The organism is Armatimonadota bacterium (genome assembly GCA_039679645.1).
Classification (GTDB): Bacteria; Armatimonadota; UBA5829; order UBA5829; family UBA5829; genus UBA5829.
Genome location: JBDKUO010000044.1, coordinates 1 through 25665, shown reverse-complemented (window position 1 = coordinate 25665; position 25665 = coordinate 1). Strand labels below are relative to the sequence as shown.

Here is a 25665-nt window from a genome sequence, read left to right as displayed (position 1 = left end):
GAAAATATCCATGGAATGGCACAAAACAGCGCGCAAAGAAGGTTGATATCATGGAGTGGTATGAGAGAGGTTCCGACAGCCTCGGCGGATACACCGAGAGGGACTTCAAAGTCTGCGACCTCTGTGGCGCGCTCAACCCGGTGAAAAACCAAGAGTGCTTCGTCTGTGGTTGGACCGGACGATTCCATACGGATAATGAATCGGTCAGAGACGCCATGCAGTCATTGCAGACGGAATACGGCAGCATAGACAGCTCGCTCTTTGAAGAAGAGGTTCTACCGAGCACACTGCCTAAATCCGGTGGACTGCATAGTTTCTGGGATAACATAAAAAGGCTGTTTTCGAGCCGGGAATAAGTGCGCCGCGGCCGCGGCTGAGAAGCAATAACGACAATATCCCTCCAGGTAAGATACCCGGAGGGATATTGTATTTTATATTGCAGATTTGATATTTAGTATTTACGCGTAATGCGGATTAGATTGAGCGTAAATAGCGCCATTCTCCAGTCGGCGTAGGCCGACTTCGTGTTTTTGTAACCGTGACTTCAGTCGCCGGGCGGTTAAAACCGCGGCTATAACCACACAAAGGGGGACCAGAACCGCAATTTGTAATCCGCATTAGGCGTGAGTATTTGTTGTGTTGGTTGCAGCTAAAGCGCAACTTTGACAACGGCTTTTTTGACCTTGCCCTCGCCCACCTGAGGAGCGTGCGCATCATCCGGGAAGAAGATAACAAACACACCCGATGAAACGGCAAACCATGTATCCGGCGAGTCTGAGAAGAGAGCATAGTCGCCGCTCTCGTTATACGGCTCGACTACTGATTTGCACGTCTTTACATCGCGCCAGCCCATAGTCTCATTGCCGTCGATCTCATACTGTATGTCGATATACTTCTTGTGAGCCTCAAGTTTGGCGGATGAGCTGTCATGGCACTCGGCTTTCATCACGTTCACATAGAGCTTATCGCCGTCTATCTCGTATCTTCCCGACTCGGTTTTCTCAGAGAGATTACCTAAAAACTCGAATGCCTTGCCGAAAGCGGGATGCAGACTCTCATATCGTTTTGCATTTTCCAGTCTATCCAGTATCATAAATCATGTTCCTTTCATACTTGCCTGAATATGCTTATCTTCAGGACAGGCAAACTCCTGCAGGAAATCAGCATAGTCAAGATGAATTTATGACATATAAAACCTGGGCGGAGGCAAAGATGTTCGAGAACCCATTTTCACACGCTAGATATCTGGTAAGAAAGCAGTTCCTCAAACTCTTCGGCGGCGCGTTTCGAATTTATGACCCATACGGCAACCTGGCATTCTTTGCCGACATGAAGGCTTTCAGGCTCAGAGAAGACATAAGGCTCTACTCAAACGAGGCAAAAACCGAAGAAGTGCTCACGATTACCGCGAGGAACATCCTGGATATATCAGCTACTTATGATGTATTCGATCCGAGGACGCAGGAGAAGGTTGGCGCGCTCAGGCGCAAAGGAATCAAGTCAATCATCAAGGACGAGTGGATCATACTCGACTCACTCGACCAGGAAGTCGGCTATATAAGAGAAGACAGCCTGATGATGGCTCTGCTGCGCAGATTCCTCACTAACCTGATCCCGCAGAGGTTTGACGGCACCATACACAGCATGCCGGTGTTTAGGTTCAGTCAGCACTTCGACCCATTCGTGCTCAAGCTGGACTTGGACTTTTCGCCGGATATCAATAATTTGCTTGACAGACGTATAGGCATTGCTGCCGCAGTCCTACTTTGCGCGATAGAGGGCCGACAAAACAATTAGATTGCTACGATATGCCCATCTTGTCCAGCAGTTGAGTAATCACGCTGTTAATATCGTCATTATTCGCATGGCCGGCTGCAAGCTGCATGTAATACTTAACCAGGGATTTGCTAATTGCTGAAGTGCTGTTTGAAGTAGCGCTGTGTGTTGTGGCGGTCGTAGATGCTGTAAGGTCGGACATTTTGCCGCTTTCGGCTGCAGCCGAGAACTTGACTGCAAGCGTCGCGGCGCCTGAACCGCCCGCATTCTGCGCAGCCATATTCAGGTTTTTAGCTATATTAGAACAGACTTTTTTGAACTCATCCGGATCGGACTGCTGCAGTTTCTGAAGCCTGCAATATATCTGACTCTGAGACGAAAGGATTATCGAGTCCGCCGAGTCTGTGCTCGAAGTATCGGTATCAAGTATTGAACCCGGATTTGTGCTTGTTGAAGTGGTTGCTTCCGACTCCGAGGTGTTGTATTTATACAAACTGGATAGTAAATTGCCGTTTATACCGTTTACGCTCATTGTCTTGACTCCTTTTGAATACTGCTTCAAGACATGTATCGACAAAGCGACGGCAAAACATTTGTATAATCGGCAGATTTTTGCGCTCCCTCACACTGTCTACACCCAGGTGAGGGAGCTTATACTACTTGGTTACGCTGAAAGTTGCCATATAGCTGACACTCGCGCCAGGCTGTATGACCGGTATCGACTCGCCGCTCTCCCAGCCGGGGTCCTTGAGGTTCATGTATGCGCCGAGACCCTTTGTCCACGGTTCTATACAGACGAAATCAGAACCGTCGGGTGTATACACTAAAAACAGCTCAAACTTCTCATCGTAATCCACATGGATCGTATGGCCAGCCTTGGCATCTATCAGGGACATGCGAGTGCCGGTCGCACCGGTGAATGTATGGTCGTAATATACATCCGGCTGCAGATCGATATCGCCGCTTGCATCCTTGCTCTTACCCGTGAGTAAAACCGTGTCCTCGGTTGTTTCAAGGAATTTCGTAATCGGCAGGCTGACCTTGACACCCTCGCGCTGAGGGTTCGATATTCTGAAGTACGGATGATAGCCAAAAGCAGCGGGCGCGGGCTTGTCGCCGTTGTTGGTGATTATCGCCTCAAGCGCAACAGTATCGGCGGTAAGTGTAAAGCGCTGCGTAAAATCTATATCGAAAGGATAGTTGTCCAGCTTGACCTTATCCGGCACTTCAAGACCGTATGTGACTGTTATCTTATCGGACTCACGGACTTCATCGAGTTTTTTGAAGCTGCAGTTATACAGGATGCCATGGCTGGGCATGAACCAGGTCTTATCTGACGGGTAAACCCTGTATATCCCCTGAACGGGCGTGCCGGTGGAAAAGTCCCATGTGCGCCCGACCGACGGAAACAGAATTGGCGTGCCTCCGCCTGTTATCTTCCAGGCAGCCTCAGGGTAGTCTTGGGGGCAATACATTAATTCGACGCCATCGACTATCCATGAGAATAGGTTGCAGCCCCAATCGGGACAAATAGCGCATGAGGCGCCATTGGCTAGTTCGTATCTGTCTATTGATCTCATCAAATTGTCTCCTTGATCGGGACTCCATTGCCGGGTCATATCATCGCATTGTAGTCCACCGGATAGAATCCGGCACATATGCGCACGGGAAAGATTCCCCGGACGATCTCGGAATGACGAAATGCGATGCCGAATGCTTCTACTATTTTACACTATAGGTTCCAAGAAGTATAATTGTGCCGATGATTACAAAGAGTGCATATCTTGGGCTGGGAGCGAACCTGGAAGATAACATCGCGAATGTGCATAAAGCCATCGCGATGGTCGATGCGCATGAAGGATGCACAGTATCAGCCGTTTCATCTATCTATATCACAAAACCGGTCGGAGTAATAGATCAGCCCGACTTCGCAAATGCAGTCATCAGAGTGGAAACTACTCTCGATCCCTATGAGTTACTGGACATTTGCAATAAGATAGAAGATGAAATGGGCCGCAAGAGAACAATAAGGTGGGGTCCGAGAGTCATAGACATGGATATTTTGCTCTATGAGGGCGTCAATATAGATGAGGAGCGGCTTTCAATCCCCCACCCCAGGATGATGGAAAGGGCGTTCGTGCTGGTCCCGCTTGCTGAGGTAGCGCCCGACATGGAACTGCCGGGCAGCATTTCAGCGCGCGAAGCGGCCAATAATATTGACCGTGCGGGAATAATAGAAATCATTCCGCTGAATTAATGTGCGGAATTTCTGTTTCGGACGCGATCAGATATCGCGTCCGAACGTTACACAAAAATAATCAATATTAAATACTAACTACTAAATCAAAAGATGGGTTTATTTAGATACGAAGCAGTTGATAATAGCGGTAAAATTGTTCGCGGCGCAATGGACGCTCACGATGAGCAGCAGGTCGCCCAAAAGCTGGCCCGAATGGGATACTCAGCCAGAGCAGTGTATCCGCCATCCGGGGCACAAGCTTCAGCCCGGACCGGCGCTCAGGTTGCGGCGCGCTCGGTTATTGGCAGAGTATTGCCTCAGAATGAGAGCGTGCCTATATCGGTGAAGTCATGCGCCTCGGCGGCAGCGCTTGCAATGTTTTTCAGGCAGCTTGCCACACTGGTCAAGTCGGGAAGACCTTTGTTTCAGTCCGCAACGGACATCAGGGTGTCCAACCGCAAGATACGATCCGTGCTGCCGGTGATTCAAGAGAGCATTCGCTCGGGCAAGAAGCTTTCAGGCGCAATGGCGGAGTATTCAAGATTATTCCCAGTGCATGCGGTGGCATCTATATGGTGCGGAGAGCTTGCAGGAAAGCTGGACATTGCATTGGAAGAAGTCGCGGCAGATTTCGAGCGTGAGGCATCCGACACCAGATACGGCAGAATTGGATGGTTTATCACAAAACTCACGTTCATCCTATTTATCATACAAGCCCCATTTCTCAATCTTAACACTATGCTGACTGCAGTGGCGGGTAAAGGCCTTCCTGCAGTTGAAAAATACTTCGCGCAAGGATTTCGAGTCGCCATGCCGGTAATTATAGCCCTGCTTGTATGGTGGGAAGTATGGGGATACATTAAGCGCGTCCCTGTTGTGCGGCTAGCGCTGGATACGATGCTTATAAAAATGCCGATTTGGGGGAAAGTCCACAGGTTCGCAGCAATCTCCCGGTTTTTCCACATGATGGACTCGCTGATGTCGGCGGGAATCAGCTCGGATACAGCCTGGGATGCAGCGAGTCTCACTCCGAGAAACAGTGAGATGGCCAGGAAACTGAAGCTGGCTCGACGCACGGCTCCACCAAACTCGGGCGTTGTTGCGCTGCTGGAACACTCGGGAGTCTTTGATCTCGACGACCTGGGTATGGTGTCCGCTGGTGAGAAGAGTGGAAGACTGCCTGAGGCAATGGCAAAGATATCGGAGTTCTACACAGACAGAGCAGCCGCGCAGAAAACAATCGGCAAAGCATGGTCGATCACATTATTGATGATACTTCAAGGCGCGCTGACGGTGCTTGCGGTCTACTTTATGGCATCAGGTTATCGAGATTATCTGCTGCCGATGCTGAATTTCTAGGGTATACAATTGGCCATATACAGTTACAAAGTTAAAGACAGAGCCGGTAACACCCGGACAGGCACACTTGAAGCCGACGATGAGCATCAGGCTGCTGCAATGATACGCGAGGCAGGCGGGTTCCCGATGGAAATTCGACCTGCTAAATCGTCTCGCAGTGCATCCAGTGAAGGCCCATCCGGTAATGTCTTCCTACATTATCTCGTATATCCGTTCTGGACTGGCATCAGCCTTCGCAGCCTCTTGTTTTTCTACAGGCAGCTTACAACTACGCTTGCCGCCGGCATGTCGCTCTCCGAATCTCTCCGTGGAATTGGACAACGCGCTCGAGGTCCGCTTGGACGCATTGCAAGAATGATGCAAGCGCGAGTTCAAAACGGCGGACCATTATCTGAAGAGATGAGCAGACATGCACACGTTTTCGCACCACTAGACATCGCTCTAATACGCGCAGGCGAACAAAGTGGTCTGCTTGAACCAATGGCGGATAGAATTGCGTCTCACCTTGAATTCGAGATCACCGTAAGGCGCAGGATTATCACCGCCACGTTCTACCCCGTCCTGGTCTTGCTGCTGATCTTCTTTGAACCTGCTCTGATCGCACTTGTGGTGGACAGCGCTCAGGCTGCAGCACACATAGTGTGGGCACAGTTTCGGATGATAGGCATCCCCATCTTGATCGCATTGATTGTGTGTAGGTTTCTCTTTCAATATAAGCCAGTGCGGTATGCATGGGATATTGTGAAAATCCAACCTCCGATACTGGGAACGATGGCTCGGAAAATTGCAATGTCGCGCTTTTCAAAAACACTTGCGCTGCTATACTCATCTGGTGTACCCATTGCGCAAGCCGTATCGATATCCGCGGATGCGTGCGCTAATGTTGCCATAGGCGGCAGGGTAAAAAAAGTTATTCCCGCTCTGAATAATGGCCAGTCCCTTGCCAAATCGCTGCAAGAGACGGGGATGCTGCTGCCTGTAGTCGTCGATATGCTCGATATCGGTGAGAAAACAGGCAGTTATGATGACACACTCCAAAAAGTTGCGGAATATATGGATGATGAGACAAAAACAACACTGCGAAAGCTTCCTGTTGTGCTTTTCGTGCTGATGATGCTGGTGGCCGGGTTCTTTACATATGTTCAGGTATCTGGTGGATACACACAATATGTCCACCAGACAATGGAATCGGGATTCTGATGAAGACCACGCGCAACTATTACGAAATCCTCGGACTGCCGCACGATGCCACGGAGGCTCAGATCAAGCGGCGCCACAAGCAGCTTGTGCGCAAGTATCATCCTGACGTGGCCGAAGATAAGCAGTTGGCTCACAGACTCTTCATTCAGATCCAGGAAGCCTACGATACTTTAACCGATCCTGCGGCTCGCCAGGATTACGATGCAAAACTCAACTCTCAGACCACGAAACCTGCTGGTGGTCCGGGATTTGAGCGCAGCGGAAATCCCGAAACCGGCAGACCCCGATACACCTCAGAGGTTGCAGGTCACATTAAAGACGCGCAGTTTGCGTATGTGCAGAGGCGCTTTCATGAGGCAGCTAATCACTGCAAACAGGCGCTTAAGCTTGATCCGCACAATGCCCGCGCTCACGTCGTTATGGGTGACATATATAAAGCCCAGGGACGCTTGACTAACGCCGTCAGGTCTTACAGCTATGCGATTCAGTATAACCCTTCCGACCGTGTGGCCGAAAAAAAACTGATGGACCTGGTAGGCAAACAGGTAGCGCACACTACAACCGTAACGGGAAAATCGGCATCTCAGACCAGGCTGGCGGCGCTCAATATGATCTGGTGGGCTATCGCAGTCTTTTTGATTGTAGCGATTCACATATCGCCGGGAGAGCCTGTAAAGTGGCTGAGAGAATATATCCCGTATATCAGCCTGTGGAGTTGGAACCTGGTGGTGCTGATGGCTGCAAGCTCCATGGTGATCGGAATACTGATCTCGATCAATGGACTGGTCAAAAACCCCGACGAAGAGCTGGTATTCGACGCGTCCGGCGGCAACTGGGCAGTAATCCCGACAGGGCTAATACTGCTTTTGGGATCAGGTTTCTTTTTCCTGGGAGCCGCCATATTCTATATAGTAGCAAGCCTGGTCCAGTGGAGTATCTCCAAATCGGTACTGATCACGTTCACATGCGTGGTTGGAGTCGTGCTCCTTTCAAGCCTGACATATAGACCTGATGCTATAAAGCAGGTGCTGCTATTTGGAGGAAACGTATCATTCTTTTCGATGCTGATTGGGTGGTATATCGGGGCTTCGTTCAGACCGTTGAGCGGATAACAGCAGATTACTCACTTCGTTCGCCAATGACGGTATGCGAGGTGTTTGTGCTTTATTATAGAGGTTAATAGAAATGGAAAAGAAAAAAGTAACGGCTCCCGTGCTGGCTAAGATGAAAGCAGCCGGGGAGAAAATATCTGTGCTTACGGCATATGACTACCCCATGGGCAAGATTCTTGATGAGGCGGATGTAGACGTAGCGCTGGTCGGTGACAGCCTTGGACGTGTGGTGCTCGGTTATGACAGTGAGCTGAAAGTCACCATGGAGGATATGATCCGACACTCGGCGGCCGTATCGCGAGGAGTCAGACGCGCTCTGCTGGTATGCGATATGCCTTTCTTATCATATCAGATCAGCGAGGAAGATGCCGTCAGGAATGCCGGACGCCTGGTGAGCGAAGGCAACGCAGAGGTGGTCAAGCTCGAAGGTGGAGAGCATATGGCTTCCACAATTCGCAAAATCATAAACGCCGGTATACCGGTTGTAGGCCACCTGGGACTTACTCCGCAGTCCGTTCACCAGATAGGCGGGTTGAGGAAAGTCGGTAAGGATGCCGAAGGCGCTCAGAAGATAAAAAAGGACGCGCTTATTTTGCAGGATGCCGGTGTTTGCGCAATTGTTTTGGAGGCAATACCGGACGGCTTGGCGAAGGAAGTGACTGAAAGCCTTTCGATTCCAACTATCGGGATCGGATCAGGTCCATACTGCGATGGCCAGGTGCTGGTGACACACGATTTGCTGGGCATGTTCGACAAGTTCAAGCCGTCGTTCGTCAAGCAATACGCAGATGTGTGGCAGGTTATGCTGAAGGCTTTCACCGAGTACAGCAGTGAGGTTAAGGGCGGGATCTTTCCCGAACGCAAAGCAAAATGATGACTTCAAGAGAGCGCATGATGATTGCCCTGGAAAACGGGCGACCCGACCGTCTGCCGTGCCAGGTACACGGCTGGATGCAATATTACCTGGATCATTATCTGGGTGGTATCGACTGGTATCAGGCATACGAAATGTTCGACATGGACTTTGCCATTTACGGCGGGCCTGCCTATAAATACGATGAGAAAGACTGCGCGGGCTGGCAGAAGAATCATATTGATCTCGGCACGGATGATCGCGGAGACCGTCTGTGGGAAGAAACAATAACCACTCCCAGCGGCACACTGCATCACAAGGGCGCAAACAATGTGTTTACCGGCTGGGAGACCGAGCCGTTAATCAAGACCGAGGCCGACTTCGAGATATGGAACAAGCATTACTGCGTGCCTATCTCGGCTGATTTCACGTATCTACGTGAAGCCAGAGAAAAACTCGGCGACCGCGGAATAATTAGAGTCAGCCCATTCAGCCCCGGCCAGGGCAGCCCATGGCAGAGCTTTTGCACTATGATCGGCACCGAAGAGGCCATTATGATGGCGATGGATAAGCCCGATTACTTGCACTACGTGCTCGACGAAATCCTGAAGAAAACGCTGCGTGTGACTGAAATGTGGAAAGGCATACCGGCGGATATGGTAGAGACGGGCGGAGGCGCGGGTTCCAACACTGTTATCAGCCCTACGATGTTCAAAGAGTTTTGCCTGCCCTACGATAAACAGCAGGCCGAGGCTTTTCATAAAGTCGGTCTGAAAGTCGTATACCACCTGTGCGGCGGGCTGATGAAGATGCTGGATATGGTTGTTGAAAACGGCGCGGATGGCCTTGAAACAATGACGCCGCCTTCGATGGGAGGCGACTGCGATCTTGCCGAAGCGTCGCGTCGAGTAGGAGACAAACTCTTCTTCATAGGCGGGTTCGATCAAAATGCAGGCTTCGAGAAGGGCACGCCGGAAGCTGCGCGCAAGCTGGTCTTTGAGTGCTTTGAAGCCACAAAGGACCATGCAGGCTATATTATATCGCCATCGGACCACTTTTTCTTCGGCGACCCGGCCAACCTGAAGGCCTTCGCCGACGCCTGCAAACAATGCCGCTACTGATTTAGTATTTTATATTTGATATTGATTATTGGAGACTATTATGCGAGTGAAAGTCGAAACAACTAATGCGCCAGCGGCTATTGGACCATATAGCCAGGCTATAAAAGCAAACGGGTTCCTTTTCATATCCGGCCAAATCCCGATCAATCCGGCGACAGGGCAGATGGACGCGGTAGATGCGGTAACACAGACAAAACAGGTAATGGAAAACCTCAAGGGCATATTAGCGTCTCAAGGAATGACATTCGAGGATGTGGTGAAGACGACTATCTTCCTTATGGATATCAGCGACTTTAGCCGCGTAAACGACGTATACGCGTCATATATGCAATCTGATGCGCCGGCTCGCTCGACTGTGCAGGTAGCTGCTCTGCCGCGTGGGGCAAAAGTCGAGATAGAGGCCATTGCTGTGCTGCCTTAGTAGTGGAAAGCTGAAGAGTGGAAAGTGGAAAGTCCGAGATCAGTTTCTTTCCACTTTCTCCGCGTAGACCACGTTTGCGATCACCTCACCCACTGTCTTGAGAGACTTGGGTGAGCATTTGTCGGGCGTATCATCGAGTGTGTGCCAGGGGCCATAGTTGAAATCTATGACGTCTATGCACTTTACACCTGCATCAATAAGTGGAAGGTGATCGTCTTCAATACTCATGCCAACTCCAGGAGTAAATACATCACGGTAACCGAGCTTATCTGCCATGCTCCAGACTTTCTCGACAACATCCGACGCGGCGCTCACGGACTTCTGCTCCTTTGGTATTTGCAGATCCTTATCGCCGACCATATCCAATAAGATGCCGTAATCTATCTTGATGAGCTTGCCGTTGTACGAACTCCCGTCTGCAAGGTTCTTGGCGAAATACTTCGATCCCAAAAACATCTCAGGCTCACCGGGGCCATAGTCTTCACCGTCAAAGAAGACCATCACCACACCTACATCCGGTTTTTGCTTTGCAAACATCCGTGCAAGTTCCAGAAGCACAGCAACGCCTGAGCCGCCGTCATTCGCGCCGGGGATAGGCTGTTTCTTTTTTTCTGGATCGATCTCCATATCCGCAGTCGGGCGGGAGTCCCAGTGGGCAGACAACAGAATATGTTTCTTGGCATCGGGGTTGAAGTGCGCGACAATATTTTGCATCTCCAGATACTTGCCGCGCACGGTCTTCGAAAACTCTTGGACCTTGACACCATCGGCGTATGGTTTCAGTTGAGCCTGGATAAACTCGGCGGCAGCTTTATGACCATCGGTTCCCGGATACCTCGGGCCAAACTCTACCTGCTTCGTGAGAAGAGAGAAAGCGCGGTTTTCATCAAACGTGGGGACGCTCGCAGATGTGCCTCCCGGTCGGCAGCCGATAACTGCTGTGAGTGCGGCGCACATCAACATGCAACTGACAATAACTCTGAATGGTACCGATCGTCTCAGTTTATATGCTCCATTACTTAGCGGCTTTGATCCTGCCCAGGGTGCTGTAGTCTATAGTTTTGTTGGCTGTCATGAAGTCCTCAACCGCTTTGGTTATGCTCTTATCGGAATGACGATACTTTACATCTTCGGCTGACCAGATTTTCCAGTAACCCAGGGCTCCGTTGGCCATGGAATTGGTCAAGGCCACCGTGTATGTTCGCGAATCGATAAGAGGCGCGCCGCCTACACTTACGGACGTCACACGTTCACCCACATTCTTGGACGCATCAAAAGTGAACTCAAGCCCGGAGATTTGCAGGAATCCAAGGTTCGGCTGAGGATATATTGATACAGACTTCTCCAGAGCCTGGCGAACGGCTTTACCTGTGAGCAAAACCTCGGCTAGAGGATCATCGGGATATGAAACAAGCGCATTGATATCGGATGAATATATCTGTCCGGCATCAAAAGGTTTATCTTTAGCCTTGGCTTCACTTGCAGCGACAAATGCGATATCAGTGTTCAGCTCTGCGCGCACCGCGTCGGCTATCAGATCGCATACAGATGTTTCGGCTTTCTCTGCATCCTGATTGCTTAAAGCACTTTTGCTCTGCACGCTCTCCGCACAGGCGGCGCTTGCAGCAATTGCCAGCACGGCAGCTACTATAATAATTTTTTTGAACATGCTCATCTACATCACACCTCACACGCGTTCAATATTATAAGACGCATTATAAATGAAAATGTTCTCGCAATCTTAGATAATTACCCAATCAATGGTGATGAGGGTAAAATCTCTATAGAGGCCCCTGCCTCTGAAGGAAGTGAAGGACAATGCTTAAGTTATTGTTGATACCGGCAATCACGCTTATGTTTGTTGCGCCGATATACGCTCAGAACACGGACAACCCCTGCCCTGTCGGCGGCGTAGCGACAGTTGCGTGCCCTATAATTAACGACGGAGTCGTTCTTGCTACGATCAGATCACGTCTTGCTGGGCTGATAAGCGAACCTGGCTGCGGCATATGTATAAGCTACTATCATGGCCTGGTAACGCTCACCGGATACGTCTACAATGATAAACAAAAGTCTGTCGCGACTGTTCTCGCCTCCAGTGTTCGCGGAGTAGCGAAAGTCGATAATCAACTTCGCGTTTCACCGACAAGCGAAAAAGACATGAGACTTGCCGCCGAAGTCCGCAGCAGGATCAGCAAATCGACGTATCCGGGCACATATATCGTAGATGTCAAAGACGGTGTTGTGCGCATCTCGGGATACGCCAGAAGTGAACTTGCCTATGATATGATCCCGATCATAGCCGGATCCGTGCCGGGTGTGGTGGCCGTATATAACGATCTGGCCATCAGCAGCCCAGAATCACAGATATTTTAGATTGAGTATTTGGGAAGAAAGCTGAGATCGGCGGGGAAAGATACCCCCGCCGATCATTTATTGTCTGTTACCTATATTGCGTTGTCCGAGTTGGTGTCTATCGGGGCGTCCTCGTCGTCCGTATCGGGCGCGTCGACATCTCCCTCATCATCACCTGTCAGAGCACTTGCCAGCTTCTTGAAGACATCATCCTCTTCAAGCTCATCCTCTTCGTCGGACTCCTCTGCTTCGGCTTCAGGTTCCCCGCCGCCAAGCGGAACAATATCTTCCAACTCCAACTCGTCCTCTATCGGCAGAATCTCTTCTTCCTCTTCGGATTCGTATGTCGGTTCCAGAAGCTGTCGCGCGGTGGTAATGACCTCATGATCCTCGTTCATGACATCCAGACCCTTATATCTCGGCAGACCCGTGCCGGCCGGGATAAGTCGCCCGATGATGACATTCTCCTTAAGCCCGATGAGATTGTCTCGCTTGCCTCTGACCGCCGCATCCGTAAGGACCCTGGTGGTCTTCTGGAACGAAGCGGCAGACAGGAAACTGTCCGTAGCCAGAGACGCCTCGGTGATACCAAGCAGCACCCAGTCGGCGGTTGCCTCAGTTCCACTGGCGGCAAGCACACGAGCGTTCTCGTCCTCGAACTCGAACTTATCGACAACCTGACCCGGCAGGAACCTGGTGTCTCCAGACTCGATCACCTTGCGCTTTCTGAGCATCTGGCGAACGATGATCTCGACGTGTTTGTCGTTGATATCGATACCCTGAGATTTGTAGACATTTTGAATCTCACGGACGAGATATTCCATAACGCCGCGAACGCCCTGAAGCTCAAGGACTTTGTGCGGGTCCATCGGACCTTCGGTCAAGCGGTCACCCGCTTGAACGGTCTGGCCGACCTCGACTTCCAGGTTGCCTCTGTAAGGCACCAGGTGAGTCTTGCGCAGCTTAACGCTCTGCACACCGGCATCCTTGATCTTGCGAGCCAGCTTCTCCGTAAGCTCGGTACCAGCATCGATAATCGTGTCACCGGTCTTCGGACTAACAGCAGCATCCACAATCACTTCACCCGAAAGCTGCGAAGGATCATAAGTAGGCTGTTCGGAGTGGATAACCACCCGCTTAAGGCCCCTTGTCTCGATATCGACAACCTCACCCGCAACCTCAGTAATGATCGCCTGGCCTTTGGGTTTTCTTGCCTCAAAGAGTTCGACAACCCTCAACAGGCCACCGACCTGGTCTTCCAGGACCTTAAGAACGGCCTGGACCGCTCTTGCGCGCTCTCGATCGAGACCTTCCGCACCGTCTTCGATGGATACCAGACCGCGGCGAATATCCTCATGCAGGTCGCGCAGACTCTCCTGTTTCTTCTTCTTGACCTCGGCGACCCCGGTCATATACTTACCGGCAACACCTCCGGTATGGAAGGTTCTCATTGTAATCTGCGTTCCAGGCTCACCAATCGACTGCGCAGCGATAATGCCGACCGCCGTGCCGGCGTCAACAGGTTTGCCGTTGGCCATGTCGCGTCCGTAGCACTTGCTGCAGATACCCTGTCTGAGTTCACATGTAAGCGGCGAACGGACTCCGACTCTTGTCAGGCCAGCCGCCTCTATTTCCTTGGCAGCGTCATCGCTGATTATCTCATTGGCGCAGACAATCGGCTCGCCGGCACCAGGAAGGAAGATATCCTCGAGCGCGGTCCGGCCTCTGAGCCTGTCACCGATAGTCTCAATAACCTCACCTGATTCCTCAATGGTGGAGACGTATACACCGCTGGTGGTGCCGCAGTCATCGCCGCGCACGATCACGTCCTGCGCAACGTCAACCAGTCTCCTTGTAAGATAACCTGCGTCCGCAGTTCTAAGCGCTGTATCCGCAAGTCCTTTTCTGGCGCCGTGCGTAGAGATAAAGTATTCGAGAACATTAATGCCCTCGTGGAAGTTCGACTTGATAGGCAAGTCTTCAATCAGATTGCCGAACGGGTCACTCATGAGACCGCGCATACCGGCAAGCTGCGTTATCTGCCTCTTGGAACCTCTAGCTCCCGATGTAGTAATAATCGAGATCGGGTTGAACGTTTCCACGCTGTCTGTAATAGAGTCAGCGACTTCATCCGCAGCGCGAATCCACAGCTCAAGCACCTGCTGTTTGCGCTCTGCCTGGGTAATAAGACCCCTGGTGTAGTCGCGGTTCTTTCTCGCGACAGCCGTCTGGGTCCGTTCGACTATCTCATCTCGCTTGGACGGAATGTCCATATCCGTCATTGAAATCGTTATACCTGAGAATGTGGCGTAGCGGAAACCAAGCGCCTTGAGATCGTCCAAGAGCTTAACAGTGGCCTCAAGTCCGTTCTTTGCATAGCAATCGTTGACCAGCCTGGCCATCATCTTCTTATCGATCTCTCTGTCTATATAGCGCATGTTCGGAGGCAGTATGTTGTTGAAAATCAGCCTGCCGACCGTAAGTTCCCTGAGTTCCAACTCGTCGCTGTCCGGCGATTTGGGCAACCTGACCTTGATCGGCTCATGTATATCCACCTGCCCGTTGCGATATGCCAAAAGCGCATCCTCTTCGTCTGAGAATATGTGAAGCGCTTTCTCGTCAGGAACATCCTCATGCTTCATAGTCAAATAGAATGATCCGAGAACGATATCCTGCAGCGGCGCAACAACCGGTCTACCGTCCGCCGGCGAAAACAGATTGTGAGTCGAGAGCATCAGAAGTCTCGCTTCAGACTGAGCCGATGCCGACAGCGGTACGTGGACAGCCATCTGGTCGCCGTCGAAGTCGGCATTGAACGCATGGCAGACCAGCGGGTGAAGCTGGATAGCCTTGCCATCCACCAGGATCGGCTCAAAAGCCTGAATACCAAGGCGGTGAAGCGTGGGAGCACGGTTCAACATAACCGGATGCTCACTGATTACATCTTCAAGAGCGTCCCAGACCTCGGGCTTCATACGGTCTATCATTCGTTTGGCCGTCTTGATATTGGAAGTGTATTTCTTCTCGACAAGAGTCTTCATCACGAACGGCTTAAAGAGTTCCAGAGCCATCTCTTTAGGCAGTCCGCACTGGTGCAGCTTCAAATACGGGCCGACAACGATGACCGAACGACCCGAATAGTCTACACGCTTACCGAGCAGGTTCTTTCGGAACCGGCCTTCTTTGCCTTTGAGCATGTCGGAAAGCGATTTGAGCGGTCTGTTGTTGGAACCGACTACCGGCCTTGTGCGCCTGCCGTTATCAATAAGAGCATCGACGGCCTCCTGAAGAAGCCGCTTCTCATGGTTTATGATCGACTCAGGCGCGCGAATCTCGGTGATCTTCTTAAGACGATTGTTCCGGTTGATGATACGGCGATAAAGATCGTTGAGGTCGCTGGTCGCGAACCTGCCGCCGTCGAGCTGGACCATAGGCCGCAGTTCAGGCGAAATCACAGGTATGCAGTCCAGGATCATCCACTCGGGACGGCTCTTGGACGATATAAACGAATCTGCAACCTCAAGACGCTTGATCGCTCTTGCGCGCTTGGGACCGGTGGTCTGCGATATTTCTTTACGCAGTTCACGAGCCAGCTTCTCAAGATCGACCTCGGAAAGCAGCTCCTTGATGGCAGATCCACCCAGTCCGGCTCTGAGGACATCGCTCAGGTCGACATCAAGCTTCTCCGAGACTACCTCGAGGAGCCTGTCCAGGGCGCGATACTGGTCTTCAGTAATCAGCTCAAGCTTCTGGACGCTCTCAAGGAGCTTTAGAGTCGCGAACAGTTCGTCTGTGTGATCAGTAGCGTCGCGCTCTTCCTGTTTGATCCTCTCGTTGAGCTTTTTGGTCTGATCGTTCTTCTTCTTGTCGTCCCAATCCGGGTTTTCTTTCTCATCTTTCGCTGCGTCTTTACGCAGGTTCGCTATGTTGGCGTCACGCGCAATCGTGATATCCTCGACCGCCGCATTGACTGCTGTGCGTATCTCGTCGATGTGCTGATTGATCTTAGGCCTGTCGACGTGGATCACTATATAAGACGCAAAATAAAGCACGCGCTCAAGCGGCCTGGGTGACATATCCAGCAACAGAGCCATAGGACTCGGCACACCTTTTAGATACCAGATGTGCGATACGGGCGCGGCAAGCTCGATGTGGCCCATCCTCTCACGACGAACCTTGGAGCGAGTGACTTCAACTCCGCAGCGGTCGCAGACGACGCCCTTGAACTTGACCTTCTTATAACGCCCGCAGTGACACTCCCAGTCCTTAACCGGTCCGAATATCCTCTCGCAGAAAAGCCCATCGCGCTCGGGCTTGAACGTGCGATAGTTGATGGTCTCGGGCTTTTTGACTTCGCCGCAGGACCACGAACGTATGTCATCCGGCGAGGCGATGCCTATCCGGATTTTATCGAATGTACTAGAATCAGTCATTGAGATCCTCCCTGAGTTCCAGAACCTTCTTTCGGCGCTTCGCGGAGATCACTCCGCCCTCTTGCCCTTCCGAAAGCTCGTCTTCGGTGTCCTTGAGATCGATTACCCGGTCTCTGTCATCCTCGACTGCTACCTTCAGACCAAGGCTCTGAAGCTCGTTCACCAGAATCTTGAACGATTCCGGCACACCCGGCTCGAGAATATTGTCGCCTTTCACTATGGACTCATAGGTCTTAACACGGCCCTGGACATCGTCACTCTTGATCGTCAGGATCTCCTGCAGCGTATATGCAGCGCCGTAAGCCTCCAAGGCCCAGACTTCCATCTCTCCGAACCTCTGTCCGCCGAACTGAGCTTTGCCTCCGAGCGGCTGTTGAGTGACCAGAGAGTATGGTCCGGTGGACCGGGCGTGTATCTTGTCCTCGACAAGGTGCGCCAGTTTCAACATGTATATATAGCCGACCGTGACGTCCTGGCTGAACTTCTGACCGGTGAGACCATCGTATAGCTCGCTCTTGCCAGTGCGCTCATTGAGACCCAAACGCTTCTGCACGTTTTCCTCAATCCCTTTGATCAGAGCCTCATAGTCATAGTCTTTCGGAGCTTTTTGCCCGACATATGGTATTGCCAATTCAGACATATCTTCTTCGGACTCGGACTCTTCGTCTTCTCCATCAGGATCGGTTGCAGCGAGCCTTTCCTCGTTCTCGCGTCTGAGCTTCTCCGAAAGGGCTTCCCTGAGCGCCATCGGATCATCGGCAGCTTCAGGTCCATCGAGTTTGATACTCAGAATCTCCAGTTCGGCCATGTCAAACGACTTGATATGCTCTCTGATGCTGTCGATACCTTTGTTGTAGAGGTCTTCGATCCGTTTAATCTCACCATCAAGCTCACTTGCCATAACATCCGGCAGTCGAGTCAGTATGTGTCTGATAACCGAGTCTACCTGCTTCTCACTTACGATCTGGGCCTCGATACCGAGTTCCTTGGCATAGTCTCTGAGAACACCGATTCTCAGTTTCCACGCCAGCACGCGAAGGTCGGCAACGATCTCACTCTCGGTCGCGCCCTGGAAGATCGGGTTCTTATACATGCAGCCCAAATGCTTGCCTACAAGACCCTGATGCGTCTCAAGAATCTGACCGATGTTCATTCGGCTCGGAACCCCGAGAGGGTTAAGCACGATATCGACCGGTGTCCCGTCAGGCAGGAACGGCATGTTCTCCTCGGGCTGTATCTTTGAGATAACACCCTTGTTGCCATGGCGGCCTGCCATTTTATCGCCTTCCATGATCTTGCGTTTCTGAGCGATATAACAGCGGACAAGCTGGTTTACACCCGCCGGGAGTTCATCGCCCGGCTCGCGAACCAGTTCGCCGTCACATCTCTCGCAGAGCATACGCTCCGGCTTTTTGCTGTAATCGAAGATGGCGCCGCAGCGGCTGCACTTATACTTGAACCGGCTGAAGACCTTGACGTCGACTACCGTCCCCGTTTCACCATGCGGAACCCGCAGAGAAACGTCGCGAGTCTCCTCGGCTTTCTTACCGAAGATCGCAATAATCAGCCTTTCTTCGGCTGTCAGTTCGCCCTGGCCCTTAGGAGCAACCTTTCCGACCAGAATATCTTCAGGCCTCACTTCGGCTCCGACACGTATAATTCCATTGGAGTCGAGGTCCTTGAGGACATCCTCACCGACATTAGGAATATCGCGAGTGATCTCTTCAGGCCCAAGTTTGGTATCGCGCGCCTCGGTCTCAAATTTCTCTATATGTATCGAGGTAAATATATCGTCCTTGACGAGTCTCTGGCTCAGGAGAACGGCATCTTCGTAGTTATAACCGTTCCACGGCATAAACGCTACAAGGATATTCTGCCCAAGCGCCAATTCACCGCCGTCCGTGCAAGGACCGTCTGCGATCACTTCCCCTGCGCGAACACGCTTGCCGGGCTTCACTATAGGCCTCTGCGTTATGCATGTCCCCTGGTTGGAGCGCAGAAGGTTTATCAGGCGATATTCGTCAATAGTTCCGTCTTCGGCTTCGACCAGAATCTTTTCAGCCGTCGAGTAGCGGACAATACCGTCCCTCTTGTTGACGATTACGGCCATGGAGTCTCGAGCTGCTCGGCCCTCAATGCCCGTCCGCACAATCGGAGCATCACCACGCAGCAGCGGCACTGCCTGCCTCTGCATGTTCGAACCCATCAGAGCGCGGTTGGCGTCATCATTTTCAAGGAACGGGATCATTGCCGTCGCAACCGACATAATCTGCATAGGCGAGACGTCCATATAGGTCACCTTATTTGCAGCGACCTGCGGATAGGTGTTCTCGTGACGGACGACGACAGTTGTCGCTGTGATCTCGCCCGTCTCCGGGTCAAGCGGAGTATTTGCCGGAGCTATATACTCCTGGCTCTCCTCGTCCGCCGACATATATGCGAGGTCCTTGGTGACCTTGCCGTTCTTTATGATGCGATACGGGCTCCTGAGGAAACCGTATTCGTCTATCTTTGCATGGATCGCCATAGAACCGATCAGGCCGATGTTAGGACCTTCAGGGGTCTCAATCGGACAGATTCGGCCATAGTGCGAGTGGTGAACGTCTCGGACTTCGAGTTTCGCGCTCTGCCTCGAAAGACCGCCGGGACCCAGAGCCGAAAGCCTGCGCTTGTGCGTAAGCTCCGCGAGCGGGTTGGTCTGGTCCATAAACTGCGAGAGCTGACTCGAACCGAAGAAGCTCTTAATAGAGGCCGAGATCGGTTTTACCGAGAGAATGACCTGTGGAATCACATTCTCCGGGTCCAGACTCGTCATCCTCTCCTTGGCGACTTTCTCCATTCGCAGGAAGCCCATTCGCAACTGATCCTGCAGAAGTTCGCCGACCGACCTAACGCGCTTGTTTTCCAAATGGTCGATGTCGTCCGTCGAACAGGCCACAAGCCTGATAGCAGTCTCTGCGTAGAGTTCGGCGGGAGTATCTGAGATCAGACGGTTGCCGTTGGGGATGAGGTCGAGCATGCGCCTCATCTCCTTGAGCTGGTCTTCCGTGATCATATCTCCGAGCTTGATATTTTTCAGCGTCTCAAGATGCTGCTTGAACTGATAAACGCGTCCGCCGGGGGCTTTGTCTTCTTTGGAAGCCGACTTAGCTTCGGCCTTAACAGCTTCTTCCAACTCAGGCAGGCGCTTTTCGAGGTTCGCGGTATTCAGATGCGCGACGAGCGATCCCGCTTCAGAAAGACCGATTATGTATTGAATGATCTTGATTATATCTTCGCGGGTAATCGCCCTGACGTGCTCAGGCAGGTTCAAACCCAGTTTCTTATTAAGTTTGTAGCGGCCTACCCTTGCAAGGTCATAACGACGGGTATCGAAGAAGTAAGAGTTCATCAGGCTGGTCGCTGAGTCGCGAGTCGCCGGATCTCCCGGTCTTATCCTGTGATATATGTCGATCAGGGCTTCGTCGACATTATGGGTTCCATCCTGATCGAGAGTCGCGTCAATATATCGGTTCGGTATGTAGACTTCAAGCTCTTTCAAGGCAAGCTTATCGATCTTCTTAGCAGCGTCATCAGCAATCTTCTCGCCGGCTTTGACGATTATCTTGTCGTTCTTGGGGTCCTTGATGTCCTTTGTCGGACGAAGTCCCCGCACCATGTCGCCGGTCACATCGGCAATCTTTTCCTTGACGCTGAAAACGTCCAGAATTTCAGTAGTCGAGCCGCTGCGACGGCCCTTGGTTTCAACCTCAACGCTCTCTGAACGCAGAGAGTGAAGCTTTTTCGCCATCTTCTCATCGACTACCTTACCGGCTTCAAAGAGGACCTCACCGGTATCCTTGTTGACCTTGTCGGCAGCCAGAGTCCTGCCGATTGCCTCATGCGCGGACACCATCTCAGACTTAGGACAGGCAGGCTCAAACAGGTTCAACGCTCGCAGGAATGTGGTGAGCGGGAATTTCTTTGTCTGAGCGACGTGAACGGTAATAACGTCGTTCGCATCGGTCTCGATATCGATCCAAGCGCCGGGGCTTGGAATGATCGTGGCAAAGTAGAGCACGCGGCCTGAATAATCAAGAGTGTCCTTGAAATAAACGCCGGGCGAACGGGCGAGCTGGCTGACGACAACGCGCTCAGCGCCGTTTATAACAAAAGTGCCCTTCTCGGTCATCAGTGGAAGGTCACCGAGATAAACTTCGCTCTCGATTACTTCCTTTTCTGCCGCCGTAAGACGCACACGCGCCTTGATTGGGGCTTCAAAAGTGGTCATGTCCCGATAACGGCACTCTTCAACCGTGTATTTCGGGTCACCTAGGGAATAGTCTAACAGTTCCAGGGACAAATTGCCCGTGAAGTCATGTATGGGTGAAAAACTTTGAAACAGCTCTTTCAGCCCTTCCCGAAGAAACCATTTGTAGGAGTCGAGCTGAATCTCGACCAAGTTAGGCAGATCAATCGCCTCAGGGGTACGCTTGGTCCTGTGCTGAATTTCTCTCATCTGGGCCTCCTGATTGGGTTCACACGCGAAATATTATTATATCAGTAGCAAGTATGTGGGGTCAATGGGAATGAAACCCCTTACACGTATTTTTTACAGTTTTTTTCAACAGTCGGCAGTCGGCAGTCGGCGGTTGGCCGTCGGTTGACCACCGACTGCCGACTGCTGACCCTTGATCGTACACGCACTCAAGGCGCGGCCACATTCGCGACCGCGCCCGAACTTAAAACAGCAATCAAAAATGATTACTTTATCTCTACAGAAGCGCCCTCGGCCTCGAGCTTGCTCTTCATGGCCTCGGCCTCTTCCTTGTTCACGCCCTCTTTGATCGCCTTAGGAGCAGAGTCTACCAATTCCTTGGCTTCTTTCAGTCCGAGTGTGGTAAGCTCGCGGACGACCTTGATGACCTGGATCTTCTTGTCACCGGCGGCAGTGAGAACAACGTCGAATGCCGTCTTCTCTTCAACTTCTTCGGCAGCGGCGCCGCCATTGCCAGCCATAGCTACCGGAGCAGCCATAGCCATAGCGGAAACGCCGAATTCATCCTGCAGAGCCTTTACGAAATCGTTCAGCTCGAGGACCGTCATATTCTTTACTGTCTCGATAAGCTCAGGTATGTTAGCCATTTTGTTAATTTGCACCCCTTTTTGGTAAGCGCCATTATCGGCGCGGCTTTTATATTTTCATTTCGCGTTTTCACTCTTTCGAGTTTTCGCGATTAAAGCATTTATGCTGCTTTCTTGTCAGCCACGCCCTGGAGCGTAAACACAAGCTGACTGATCATCTGCTGCATTGTGCCAACCAGACCAGTGATCGGGCTCTGCAAGCCGCCAACCACCATCGCATAAAGTTGCTCGCGCGGCGGAATCTTGGCAAGGGCTTCCAGTTGCTTTACATCAACCAACTGCCCATCGACTACACCCGCTTTCAACTTGATCGCTTTCGGTCCCTTGGTAAAATCTCCAAGCGTCTTCGCGGCACCAACCGGATCATCCGTGTAGACAATCGCCGTCGGACCTGCCAAACCCTCGAACAAAACCTCGGAAGCCATACCCTCAGATGCGCGTATGAGAAGCGTGTTCTTTACTACCTTGTAGCCGCTTCCACTCTCGCGCAGCTTTGTTCTGAGCTTAGCAAGACCCTTGACATCCAGACCCTGATAATCAGTGAGGATCACTGTGCTCTTTTCGAGCATTCCCTGCAGCTCTTCAACTGCAGCGACTTTCTCCGGTCTCGGCGTTCTTTCAAATGTCGGCAATACGTCTCACCTCCTTTCAGATTGTGCCGCTTACCAGACGCAATAATGGGCTGCCTTTCGCAGACAGCCCTGAATCATCAGCTTTCACCGACTACATCAGCAATCGGTAATTCTGGTGCTCAGCCTCGGTCGGCGCTGCTCATCCAGCATTAAACCCATCGGGTACCAACTGTCTACGGCACAATTAATTTTATATTTGAGATTTTAGATTTTATATTTGTTTTAGTTATTTGCCAGCCATGCGAGCGGCTTCATAGGTATCTATATCAATACCAGGACCCATGGTCGAACTGACTGTAATTCTCAGTAAATATCGTCCCTTTGCTGAAGACGGTTTAGCCTTGATAAGCGCATCAACCAGCGCAAGGAAGTTTTCCTTCAACTGATCCGCAGTGAACGAGACCTTGCCGATCGGCGCATGCACAATGCCAGCCTTCTCTACACGATACTCAACCCTGGACGCAGTCTTGATCTCTTTAACTACCCGCCCAATATCATCAGCGACGGTCCCGGCCTTCTTGCTCGGCATCTTCGCGCGGAGAATGCTTCCCAGTCGTCCGACCAGGTTCATTACATCCGGCGTGGCAAGCAGGACATCGAAGTCCATCCAGCCGCCCTGGATCTCTTTCACCAGATCCTCATCACCGACTTTATCGGCTCCGGCTTCCTGGGCTTCAGTTGCCTTATCACCCTTAGCGATAACAGCCACTTTACGTACCTTGCCGGTCCCATGAGGCAGATTGGTGTTTCCGCGAACCATCTGGTCGCCATGCCTGGGGTCAACCCCCAACTTGATGGCAACATCGACAGTCTCGTCAAATTTCGCACTGGCAGTATTCTTAATTAACTCCAGCGCTTCCTGTGGTGATTTCGGTCCGTCGGCGCCAACGGTCTTGGCTGCCTCGACGTACCTCTTTCCATGTGTAGGCATACATTTCTCCTTATATGCAGGTCCCCGTGGGGATATCGGCTTTCGCCTGCCGCCTGCAATATTCAGTCAAAAAGTTATAAAGTCGTAAAGTCCAAAAGTTTGGTGCCGTCTTAGCGACCAGCTAACTTTTTGATTTTTTGACTTTCAAACTTTTAGACTAATCTACAATTTCGATTCCCGCTGAGCGCGCGGTGCCTTCAAGAGTGCGCATCGCAGCCTCAATACTGTTCGCGTTGAGGTCGGGCATCTTGGTCTCGGCAACCTGACGCAACTGCTCACGGGTGAGTTTGGCTACTTTCTTTTTATTCGGCTCACCGGAAGCTCGCTCGATACCCGCAGCCTTCTTCAGAAGTTCGGCAGCGGGAGAGACCTTAAGCACAAATGTGAACGAACGGTCCTCATAGACCGAAATCTCGACAGGGACAACATTACCGATCTGGGCGGCCGTCTTCTCGTTATACGATTTGACGAACTCCATTATGTTGACCCCGTGCTGGCTGAGTGCCGGCCCGACGGGCGGTGCGGGTGTCGCTTTACCTGCGGGGATCTGAAGCTTGACCACCGCCATTACTTTCTTGGCCATCTAAGTTTTCCTTTCGAATCGGCAGCCCGTCACAGACACAATCAAGCAGATTGCCAACATGAGTCATTTCGTCATAACGTTCCGCGTCTTAACGTCCATGTTGGACGTTGTGACACTATGACCTTATGACGTTAAGACACTCGGCAATCTGCACACAAAACCCGTGAACCAGGCTTAACTACAATCGTTCAACCTGCGAAAAATCAAGCTCAACAGGAGTATCTCTACCAAAAATAGAGATGAGAACCTTGAGCTTTTCTTTCTGCACGTTAACCTCTTCAATTTTACCGGTGAAGTCTGTAAACGGACCGGATGTGATTCGCACAACCTCATCCTTGGACCACTTCACTTTCGGTTTTCGATCAGGAGCTTCAATCGCATCCAGGATATCCTGAATCTCTTTGTCCTGAAGCGGCACAGGCTTATTACCCGAAGTAACAAAACCGGTAACCCCGGTCGTGCTCTTAACAAGATACCAGGTCGTCTCATCCAGAACCATCTCGATGAGAACATAGCCGGGGAAGACCTTTCGCTGGACTTCCTGCCGCTTTCCTGCCCTTGTGCGCAGCTCAGCCTCAGTGGGAACAAGTATCCGGAAGATCTTGTCCTTGAGGTTCATGGACTCCGCGCGCCGCTCTATGTTGGTCTTGACCTTATTCTCGTGACCTGAATATGTATGTACAGCGTACCACTGTTTTTCTGTCATTCTATCCCTAGCCGAAAGCCCTTCTATTGAACCTACCCACCTGCGGGTAAAGCCTCAGTGAGCTTCGTCAAAATAAAATCTATTGCACCGATGTATACTGCGATTGCCACGATAGTGAAAATAACCACAATCGTAAACTGCTTTAACTCAGCCTTAGTCGGCCATGACGACTTCTTAAAAGTCTCATACCAACTTTCCTTGATGAACTTTATAAAACGCGAAAAGACACCCTCGCCATTCGACTTGGCTGCTGTCTTTGTTGCTGCAGTATTGGCCATTAGTCCTCCAAACCCAGAAAATGGCAGGGGCTGCCGGGATCGAACCGACGACACCCGGTTTTGGAGACCGGTGCTCTACCAGCTGAGCTAAGCCCCTGCGCCACCTGAGTTTCAACACATCTTTATGTCAGCTCTCGCCGCACGTTGATTATACCACACCATCATCGCGAGTGCAAAAATATTATAGATTGCGCCCTGCCCTCACATTAGCAGAGGGAACAAGCCGTCTTGAAGCCGACAACCTATTTTGCTTCCCGATGTGTAGTGTGTTTCCCGCACCAATGGCAGTACTTCTTGAGTTCCAACCGGTCCGGGTCGTTGCGCTTGTTTTTATACGATGTATAATTGCGCTGCTTGCAATCTTCACAAGCCAAATTTATCACTATGCGGACATCACCGCCAGCTTTTGCCATTATCCAACTCCAGTTGGGTGTTGGGTATTGGGTGCTGGGTGTTGGTAAGGAATACTGAGAATTCAAAGGCTGAACCTCCGAATCACCACATATCCAACCCTAACACCTAACCTCCATCACCTATCACCT

At 51.5% G+C, this 25665-nt stretch carries 24 protein-coding genes, 1 tRNA gene and 1 other annotated feature; of the genes, 10 read left to right on the top strand and 15 right to left on the bottom strand.

All coding sequences use genetic code 11. The features are described 5' to 3' along the window. Window positions 1-50 precede the first annotated feature (50 nt). The gene (locus tag ABFD83_09190; protein ID MEN6357243.1) at window positions 51-356 is read left to right on the top strand and encodes a hypothetical protein; all 306 of its coding nucleotides are present in this window, start codon (window positions 51-53) and stop codon (window positions 354-356) included. Between the two features lie 293 nt (window positions 357-649). Here ABFD83_09190 and ABFD83_09185 read toward each other — a convergent pair whose 3' ends face one another. Further along, complete coding sequence (locus tag ABFD83_09185) at window positions 650-1093, bottom strand: YhcH/YjgK/YiaL family protein (GenBank protein MEN6357242.1); 444 nt, start codon at window positions 1091-1093, stop codon at window positions 650-652. 89 nt (window positions 1094-1182) lie between these two features. Here ABFD83_09185 and ABFD83_09180 point away from each other — a divergent pair, with 89 nt between their 5' ends. Continuing rightward, a complete protein-coding gene (locus ABFD83_09180) occupies window positions 1183-1797 on the top strand; it encodes a hypothetical protein (protein MEN6357241.1) in 615 nt (204 codons plus the stop codon). Between the two features lie 4 nt (window positions 1798-1801). Here the strand turns inward: ABFD83_09180 and ABFD83_09175 are convergent, their stop codons facing one another. Both ABFD83_09175 and ABFD83_09170 read right to left on the bottom strand, forming a co-directional pair. Then, window positions 1802-2308: a hypothetical protein gene (locus tag ABFD83_09175; GenBank protein MEN6357240.1), complete on the bottom strand. Its 507-nt coding sequence runs from the start codon at window positions 2306-2308 to the stop codon at window positions 1802-1804. A gap of 124 nt (window positions 2309-2432) precedes the next feature. Beyond that, entirely contained in the window at window positions 2433-3356 is a 924-nt protein-coding gene (locus tag ABFD83_09170; GenBank protein MEN6357239.1) for a hypothetical protein, read from the bottom strand. 182 nt (window positions 3357-3538) lie between these two features. On the opposite strand from ABFD83_09170, the gene folK reads away from it, so the two are divergent. From folK to ABFD83_09135, 7 genes are all read left to right on the top strand, one after another. Beyond that, on the top strand, window positions 3539-4033 hold the full coding sequence (gene folK / locus ABFD83_09165; GenBank protein MEN6357238.1) for a 2-amino-4-hydroxy-6-hydroxymethyldihydropteridine diphosphokinase: 495 nt from the start codon (window positions 3539-3541) through the stop codon (window positions 4031-4033). Between the two features lie 93 nt (window positions 4034-4126). After that, on the top strand, window positions 4127-5374 hold the full coding sequence (locus tag ABFD83_09160; protein MEN6357237.1) for a type II secretion system F family protein: 1248 nt from the start codon (window positions 4127-4129) through the stop codon (window positions 5372-5374). 9 nt (window positions 5375-5383) lie between these two features. Further along, entirely contained in the window at window positions 5384-6574 is a 1191-nt protein-coding gene (locus tag ABFD83_09155) for a type II secretion system F family protein (protein MEN6357236.1), read from the top strand. Next, window positions 6574-7686: a DnaJ domain-containing protein gene (locus tag ABFD83_09150; GenBank protein MEN6357235.1), complete on the top strand. Its 1113-nt coding sequence runs from the start codon at window positions 6574-6576 to the stop codon at window positions 7684-7686. Before ABFD83_09155 ends, ABFD83_09150 begins: the two co-directional genes overlap by 1 nt. 73 nt (window positions 7687-7759) lie before the next feature. Further along, the gene (gene panB, locus ABFD83_09145) at window positions 7760-8560 is read left to right on the top strand and encodes a 3-methyl-2-oxobutanoate hydroxymethyltransferase (GenBank protein MEN6357234.1); all 801 of its coding nucleotides are present in this window, start codon (window positions 7760-7762) and stop codon (window positions 8558-8560) included. Then, window positions 8557-9660 (top strand): uroporphyrinogen decarboxylase family protein, encoded by a 1104-nt coding sequence (locus ABFD83_09140; GenBank protein ID MEN6357233.1) that lies wholly within the window; start codon window positions 8557-8559, stop codon window positions 9658-9660. The genes panB and ABFD83_09140 overlap by 4 nt, the downstream gene beginning before the upstream one ends. A gap of 40 nt (window positions 9661-9700) precedes the next feature. Continuing rightward, entirely contained in the window at window positions 9701-10081 is a 381-nt protein-coding gene (locus tag ABFD83_09135) for a RidA family protein (GenBank protein ID MEN6357232.1), read from the top strand. A gap of 39 nt (window positions 10082-10120) precedes the next feature. On the opposite strand, the gene ABFD83_09130 is transcribed toward ABFD83_09135, so the two are convergent. Together ABFD83_09130 and ABFD83_09125 are read right to left on the bottom strand one after the other, a co-directional pair. Continuing rightward, the gene (locus tag ABFD83_09130; protein MEN6357231.1) at window positions 10121-11038 is read right to left on the bottom strand and encodes a M28 family peptidase; all 918 of its coding nucleotides are present in this window, start codon (window positions 11036-11038) and stop codon (window positions 10121-10123) included. 58 nt (window positions 11039-11096) lie between these two features. Continuing rightward, window positions 11097-11756, bottom strand: coding sequence for a 5'-nucleotidase (locus ABFD83_09125; GenBank protein ID MEN6357230.1), 660 nt, complete (start codon window positions 11754-11756; stop codon window positions 11097-11099). A gap of 143 nt (window positions 11757-11899) precedes the next feature. Between ABFD83_09125 and ABFD83_09120 the strand changes: the two genes are divergently transcribed. Continuing rightward, window positions 11900-12457 (top strand): BON domain-containing protein, encoded by a 558-nt coding sequence (locus ABFD83_09120; protein MEN6357229.1) that lies wholly within the window; start codon window positions 11900-11902, stop codon window positions 12455-12457. A gap of 71 nt (window positions 12458-12528) precedes the next feature. Here ABFD83_09120 and rpoC read toward each other — a convergent pair whose 3' ends face one another. From rpoC to rpmG, 10 genes are all read right to left on the bottom strand, one after another. Further along, entirely contained in the window at window positions 12529-16869 is a 4341-nt protein-coding gene (rpoC, locus tag ABFD83_09115; protein MEN6357228.1) for a DNA-directed RNA polymerase subunit beta', read from the bottom strand. Then, window positions 16862-21367 (bottom strand): DNA-directed RNA polymerase subunit beta, encoded by a 4506-nt coding sequence (gene rpoB / locus ABFD83_09110; GenBank protein MEN6357227.1) that lies wholly within the window; start codon window positions 21365-21367, stop codon window positions 16862-16864. Before rpoB ends, rpoC begins: the two co-directional genes overlap by 8 nt. 245 nt (window positions 21368-21612) lie before the next feature. Beyond that, window positions 21613-21993 (bottom strand): 50S ribosomal protein L7/L12, encoded by a 381-nt coding sequence (gene rplL, locus ABFD83_09105; protein ID MEN6357226.1) that lies wholly within the window; start codon window positions 21991-21993, stop codon window positions 21613-21615. A 101-nt stretch (window positions 21994-22094) separates the two neighbouring features. Further along, a complete protein-coding gene (rplJ, locus tag ABFD83_09100; protein ID MEN6357225.1) occupies window positions 22095-22625 on the bottom strand; it encodes a 50S ribosomal protein L10 in 531 nt (176 codons plus the stop codon). A gap of 32 nt (window positions 22626-22657) precedes the next feature. After that, window positions 22658-22822 (bottom strand) — a sequence feature (ribosomal protein L10 leader region). Window positions 22823-22851: 29 nt separating this feature from the next. Continuing rightward, window positions 22852-23556: a 50S ribosomal protein L1 gene (gene rplA / locus ABFD83_09095; GenBank protein ID MEN6357224.1), complete on the bottom strand. Its 705-nt coding sequence runs from the start codon at window positions 23554-23556 to the stop codon at window positions 22852-22854. A 157-nt stretch (window positions 23557-23713) separates the two neighbouring features. After that, window positions 23714-24139, bottom strand: a complete 426-nt coding sequence (rplK, locus tag ABFD83_09090) for a 50S ribosomal protein L11 (GenBank protein MEN6357223.1) — start codon at window positions 24137-24139, stop codon at window positions 23714-23716. Between the two features lie 178 nt (window positions 24140-24317). Continuing rightward, window positions 24318-24845, bottom strand: coding sequence for a transcription termination/antitermination protein NusG (gene nusG / locus ABFD83_09085; GenBank protein MEN6357222.1), 528 nt, complete (start codon window positions 24843-24845; stop codon window positions 24318-24320). A gap of 32 nt (window positions 24846-24877) precedes the next feature. Then, window positions 24878-25123, bottom strand: a complete 246-nt coding sequence (secE, locus tag ABFD83_09080) for a preprotein translocase subunit SecE (GenBank protein MEN6357221.1) — start codon at window positions 25121-25123, stop codon at window positions 24878-24880. A 21-nt stretch (window positions 25124-25144) separates the two neighbouring features. Beyond that, window positions 25145-25220, bottom strand: a tRNA-Trp gene (locus ABFD83_09075). 145 nt (window positions 25221-25365) lie between these two features. Then, a complete protein-coding gene (rpmG, locus tag ABFD83_09070; GenBank protein ID MEN6357220.1) occupies window positions 25366-25536 on the bottom strand; it encodes a 50S ribosomal protein L33 in 171 nt (56 codons plus the stop codon). Window positions 25537-25665 lie beyond the last annotated feature (129 nt).

Coding starts and splice junctions, on each gene's coding strand:
- ABFD83_09185 (MEN6357242.1), bottom strand. CDS start 1,093: ATGATACTGGATAGACTGGAAAATGCAAAACGATATGAGAGTCTGCAT.
- ABFD83_09190 (MEN6357243.1), top strand. CDS start 51: ATGGAGTGGTATGAGAGAGGTTCCGACAGCCTCGGCGGATACACCGAG.
- ABFD83_09130 (MEN6357231.1), bottom strand. CDS start 11,038: ATGTGCGCCGCACTCACAGCAGTTATCGGCTGCCGACCGGGAGGCACA.
- nusG (MEN6357222.1), bottom strand. CDS start 24,845: ATGACAGAAAAACAGTGGTACGCTGTACATACATATTCAGGTCACGAG.
- rpoB (MEN6357227.1), bottom strand. CDS start 21,367: ATGAGAGAAATTCAGCACAGGACCAAGCGTACCCCTGAGGCGATTGAT.
- ABFD83_09160 (MEN6357237.1), top strand. CDS start 4,127: ATGGGTTTATTTAGATACGAAGCAGTTGATAATAGCGGTAAAATTGTT.
- secE (MEN6357221.1), bottom strand. CDS start 25,123: ATGGCCAATACTGCAGCAACAAAGACAGCAGCCAAGTCGAATGGCGAG.
- rplL (MEN6357226.1), bottom strand. CDS start 21,993: ATGGCTAACATACCTGAGCTTATCGAGACAGTAAAGAATATGACGGTC.
- ABFD83_09135 (MEN6357232.1), top strand. CDS start 9,701: ATGCGAGTGAAAGTCGAAACAACTAATGCGCCAGCGGCTATTGGACCA.
- rplA (MEN6357224.1), bottom strand. CDS start 23,556: ATGCCTACACATGGAAAGAGGTACGTCGAGGCAGCCAAGACCGTTGGC.
- folK (MEN6357238.1), top strand. CDS start 3,539: ATGATTACAAAGAGTGCATATCTTGGGCTGGGAGCGAACCTGGAAGAT.
- ABFD83_09180 (MEN6357241.1), top strand. CDS start 1,183: ATGACATATAAAACCTGGGCGGAGGCAAAGATGTTCGAGAACCCATTT.
- panB (MEN6357234.1), top strand. CDS start 7,760: ATGGAAAAGAAAAAAGTAACGGCTCCCGTGCTGGCTAAGATGAAAGCA.
- rplK (MEN6357223.1), bottom strand. CDS start 24,139: ATGGCCAAGAAAGTAATGGCGGTGGTCAAGCTTCAGATCCCCGCAGGT.
- ABFD83_09150 (MEN6357235.1), top strand. CDS start 6,574: ATGAAGACCACGCGCAACTATTACGAAATCCTCGGACTGCCGCACGAT.
- ABFD83_09170 (MEN6357239.1), bottom strand. CDS start 3,356: ATGAGATCAATAGACAGATACGAACTAGCCAATGGCGCCTCATGCGCT.
- rpoC (MEN6357228.1), bottom strand. CDS start 16,869: ATGACTGATTCTAGTACATTCGATAAAATCCGGATAGGCATCGCCTCG.
- ABFD83_09140 (MEN6357233.1), top strand. CDS start 8,557: ATGATGACTTCAAGAGAGCGCATGATGATTGCCCTGGAAAACGGGCGA.
- ABFD83_09120 (MEN6357229.1), top strand. CDS start 11,900: ATGCTTAAGTTATTGTTGATACCGGCAATCACGCTTATGTTTGTTGCG.
- rpmG (MEN6357220.1), bottom strand. CDS start 25,536: ATGGCAAAAGCTGGCGGTGATGTCCGCATAGTGATAAATTTGGCTTGT.
- ABFD83_09125 (MEN6357230.1), bottom strand. CDS start 11,756: ATGAGCATGTTCAAAAAAATTATTATAGTAGCTGCCGTGCTGGCAATT.
- ABFD83_09175 (MEN6357240.1), bottom strand. CDS start 2,308: ATGAGCGTAAACGGTATAAACGGCAATTTACTATCCAGTTTGTATAAA.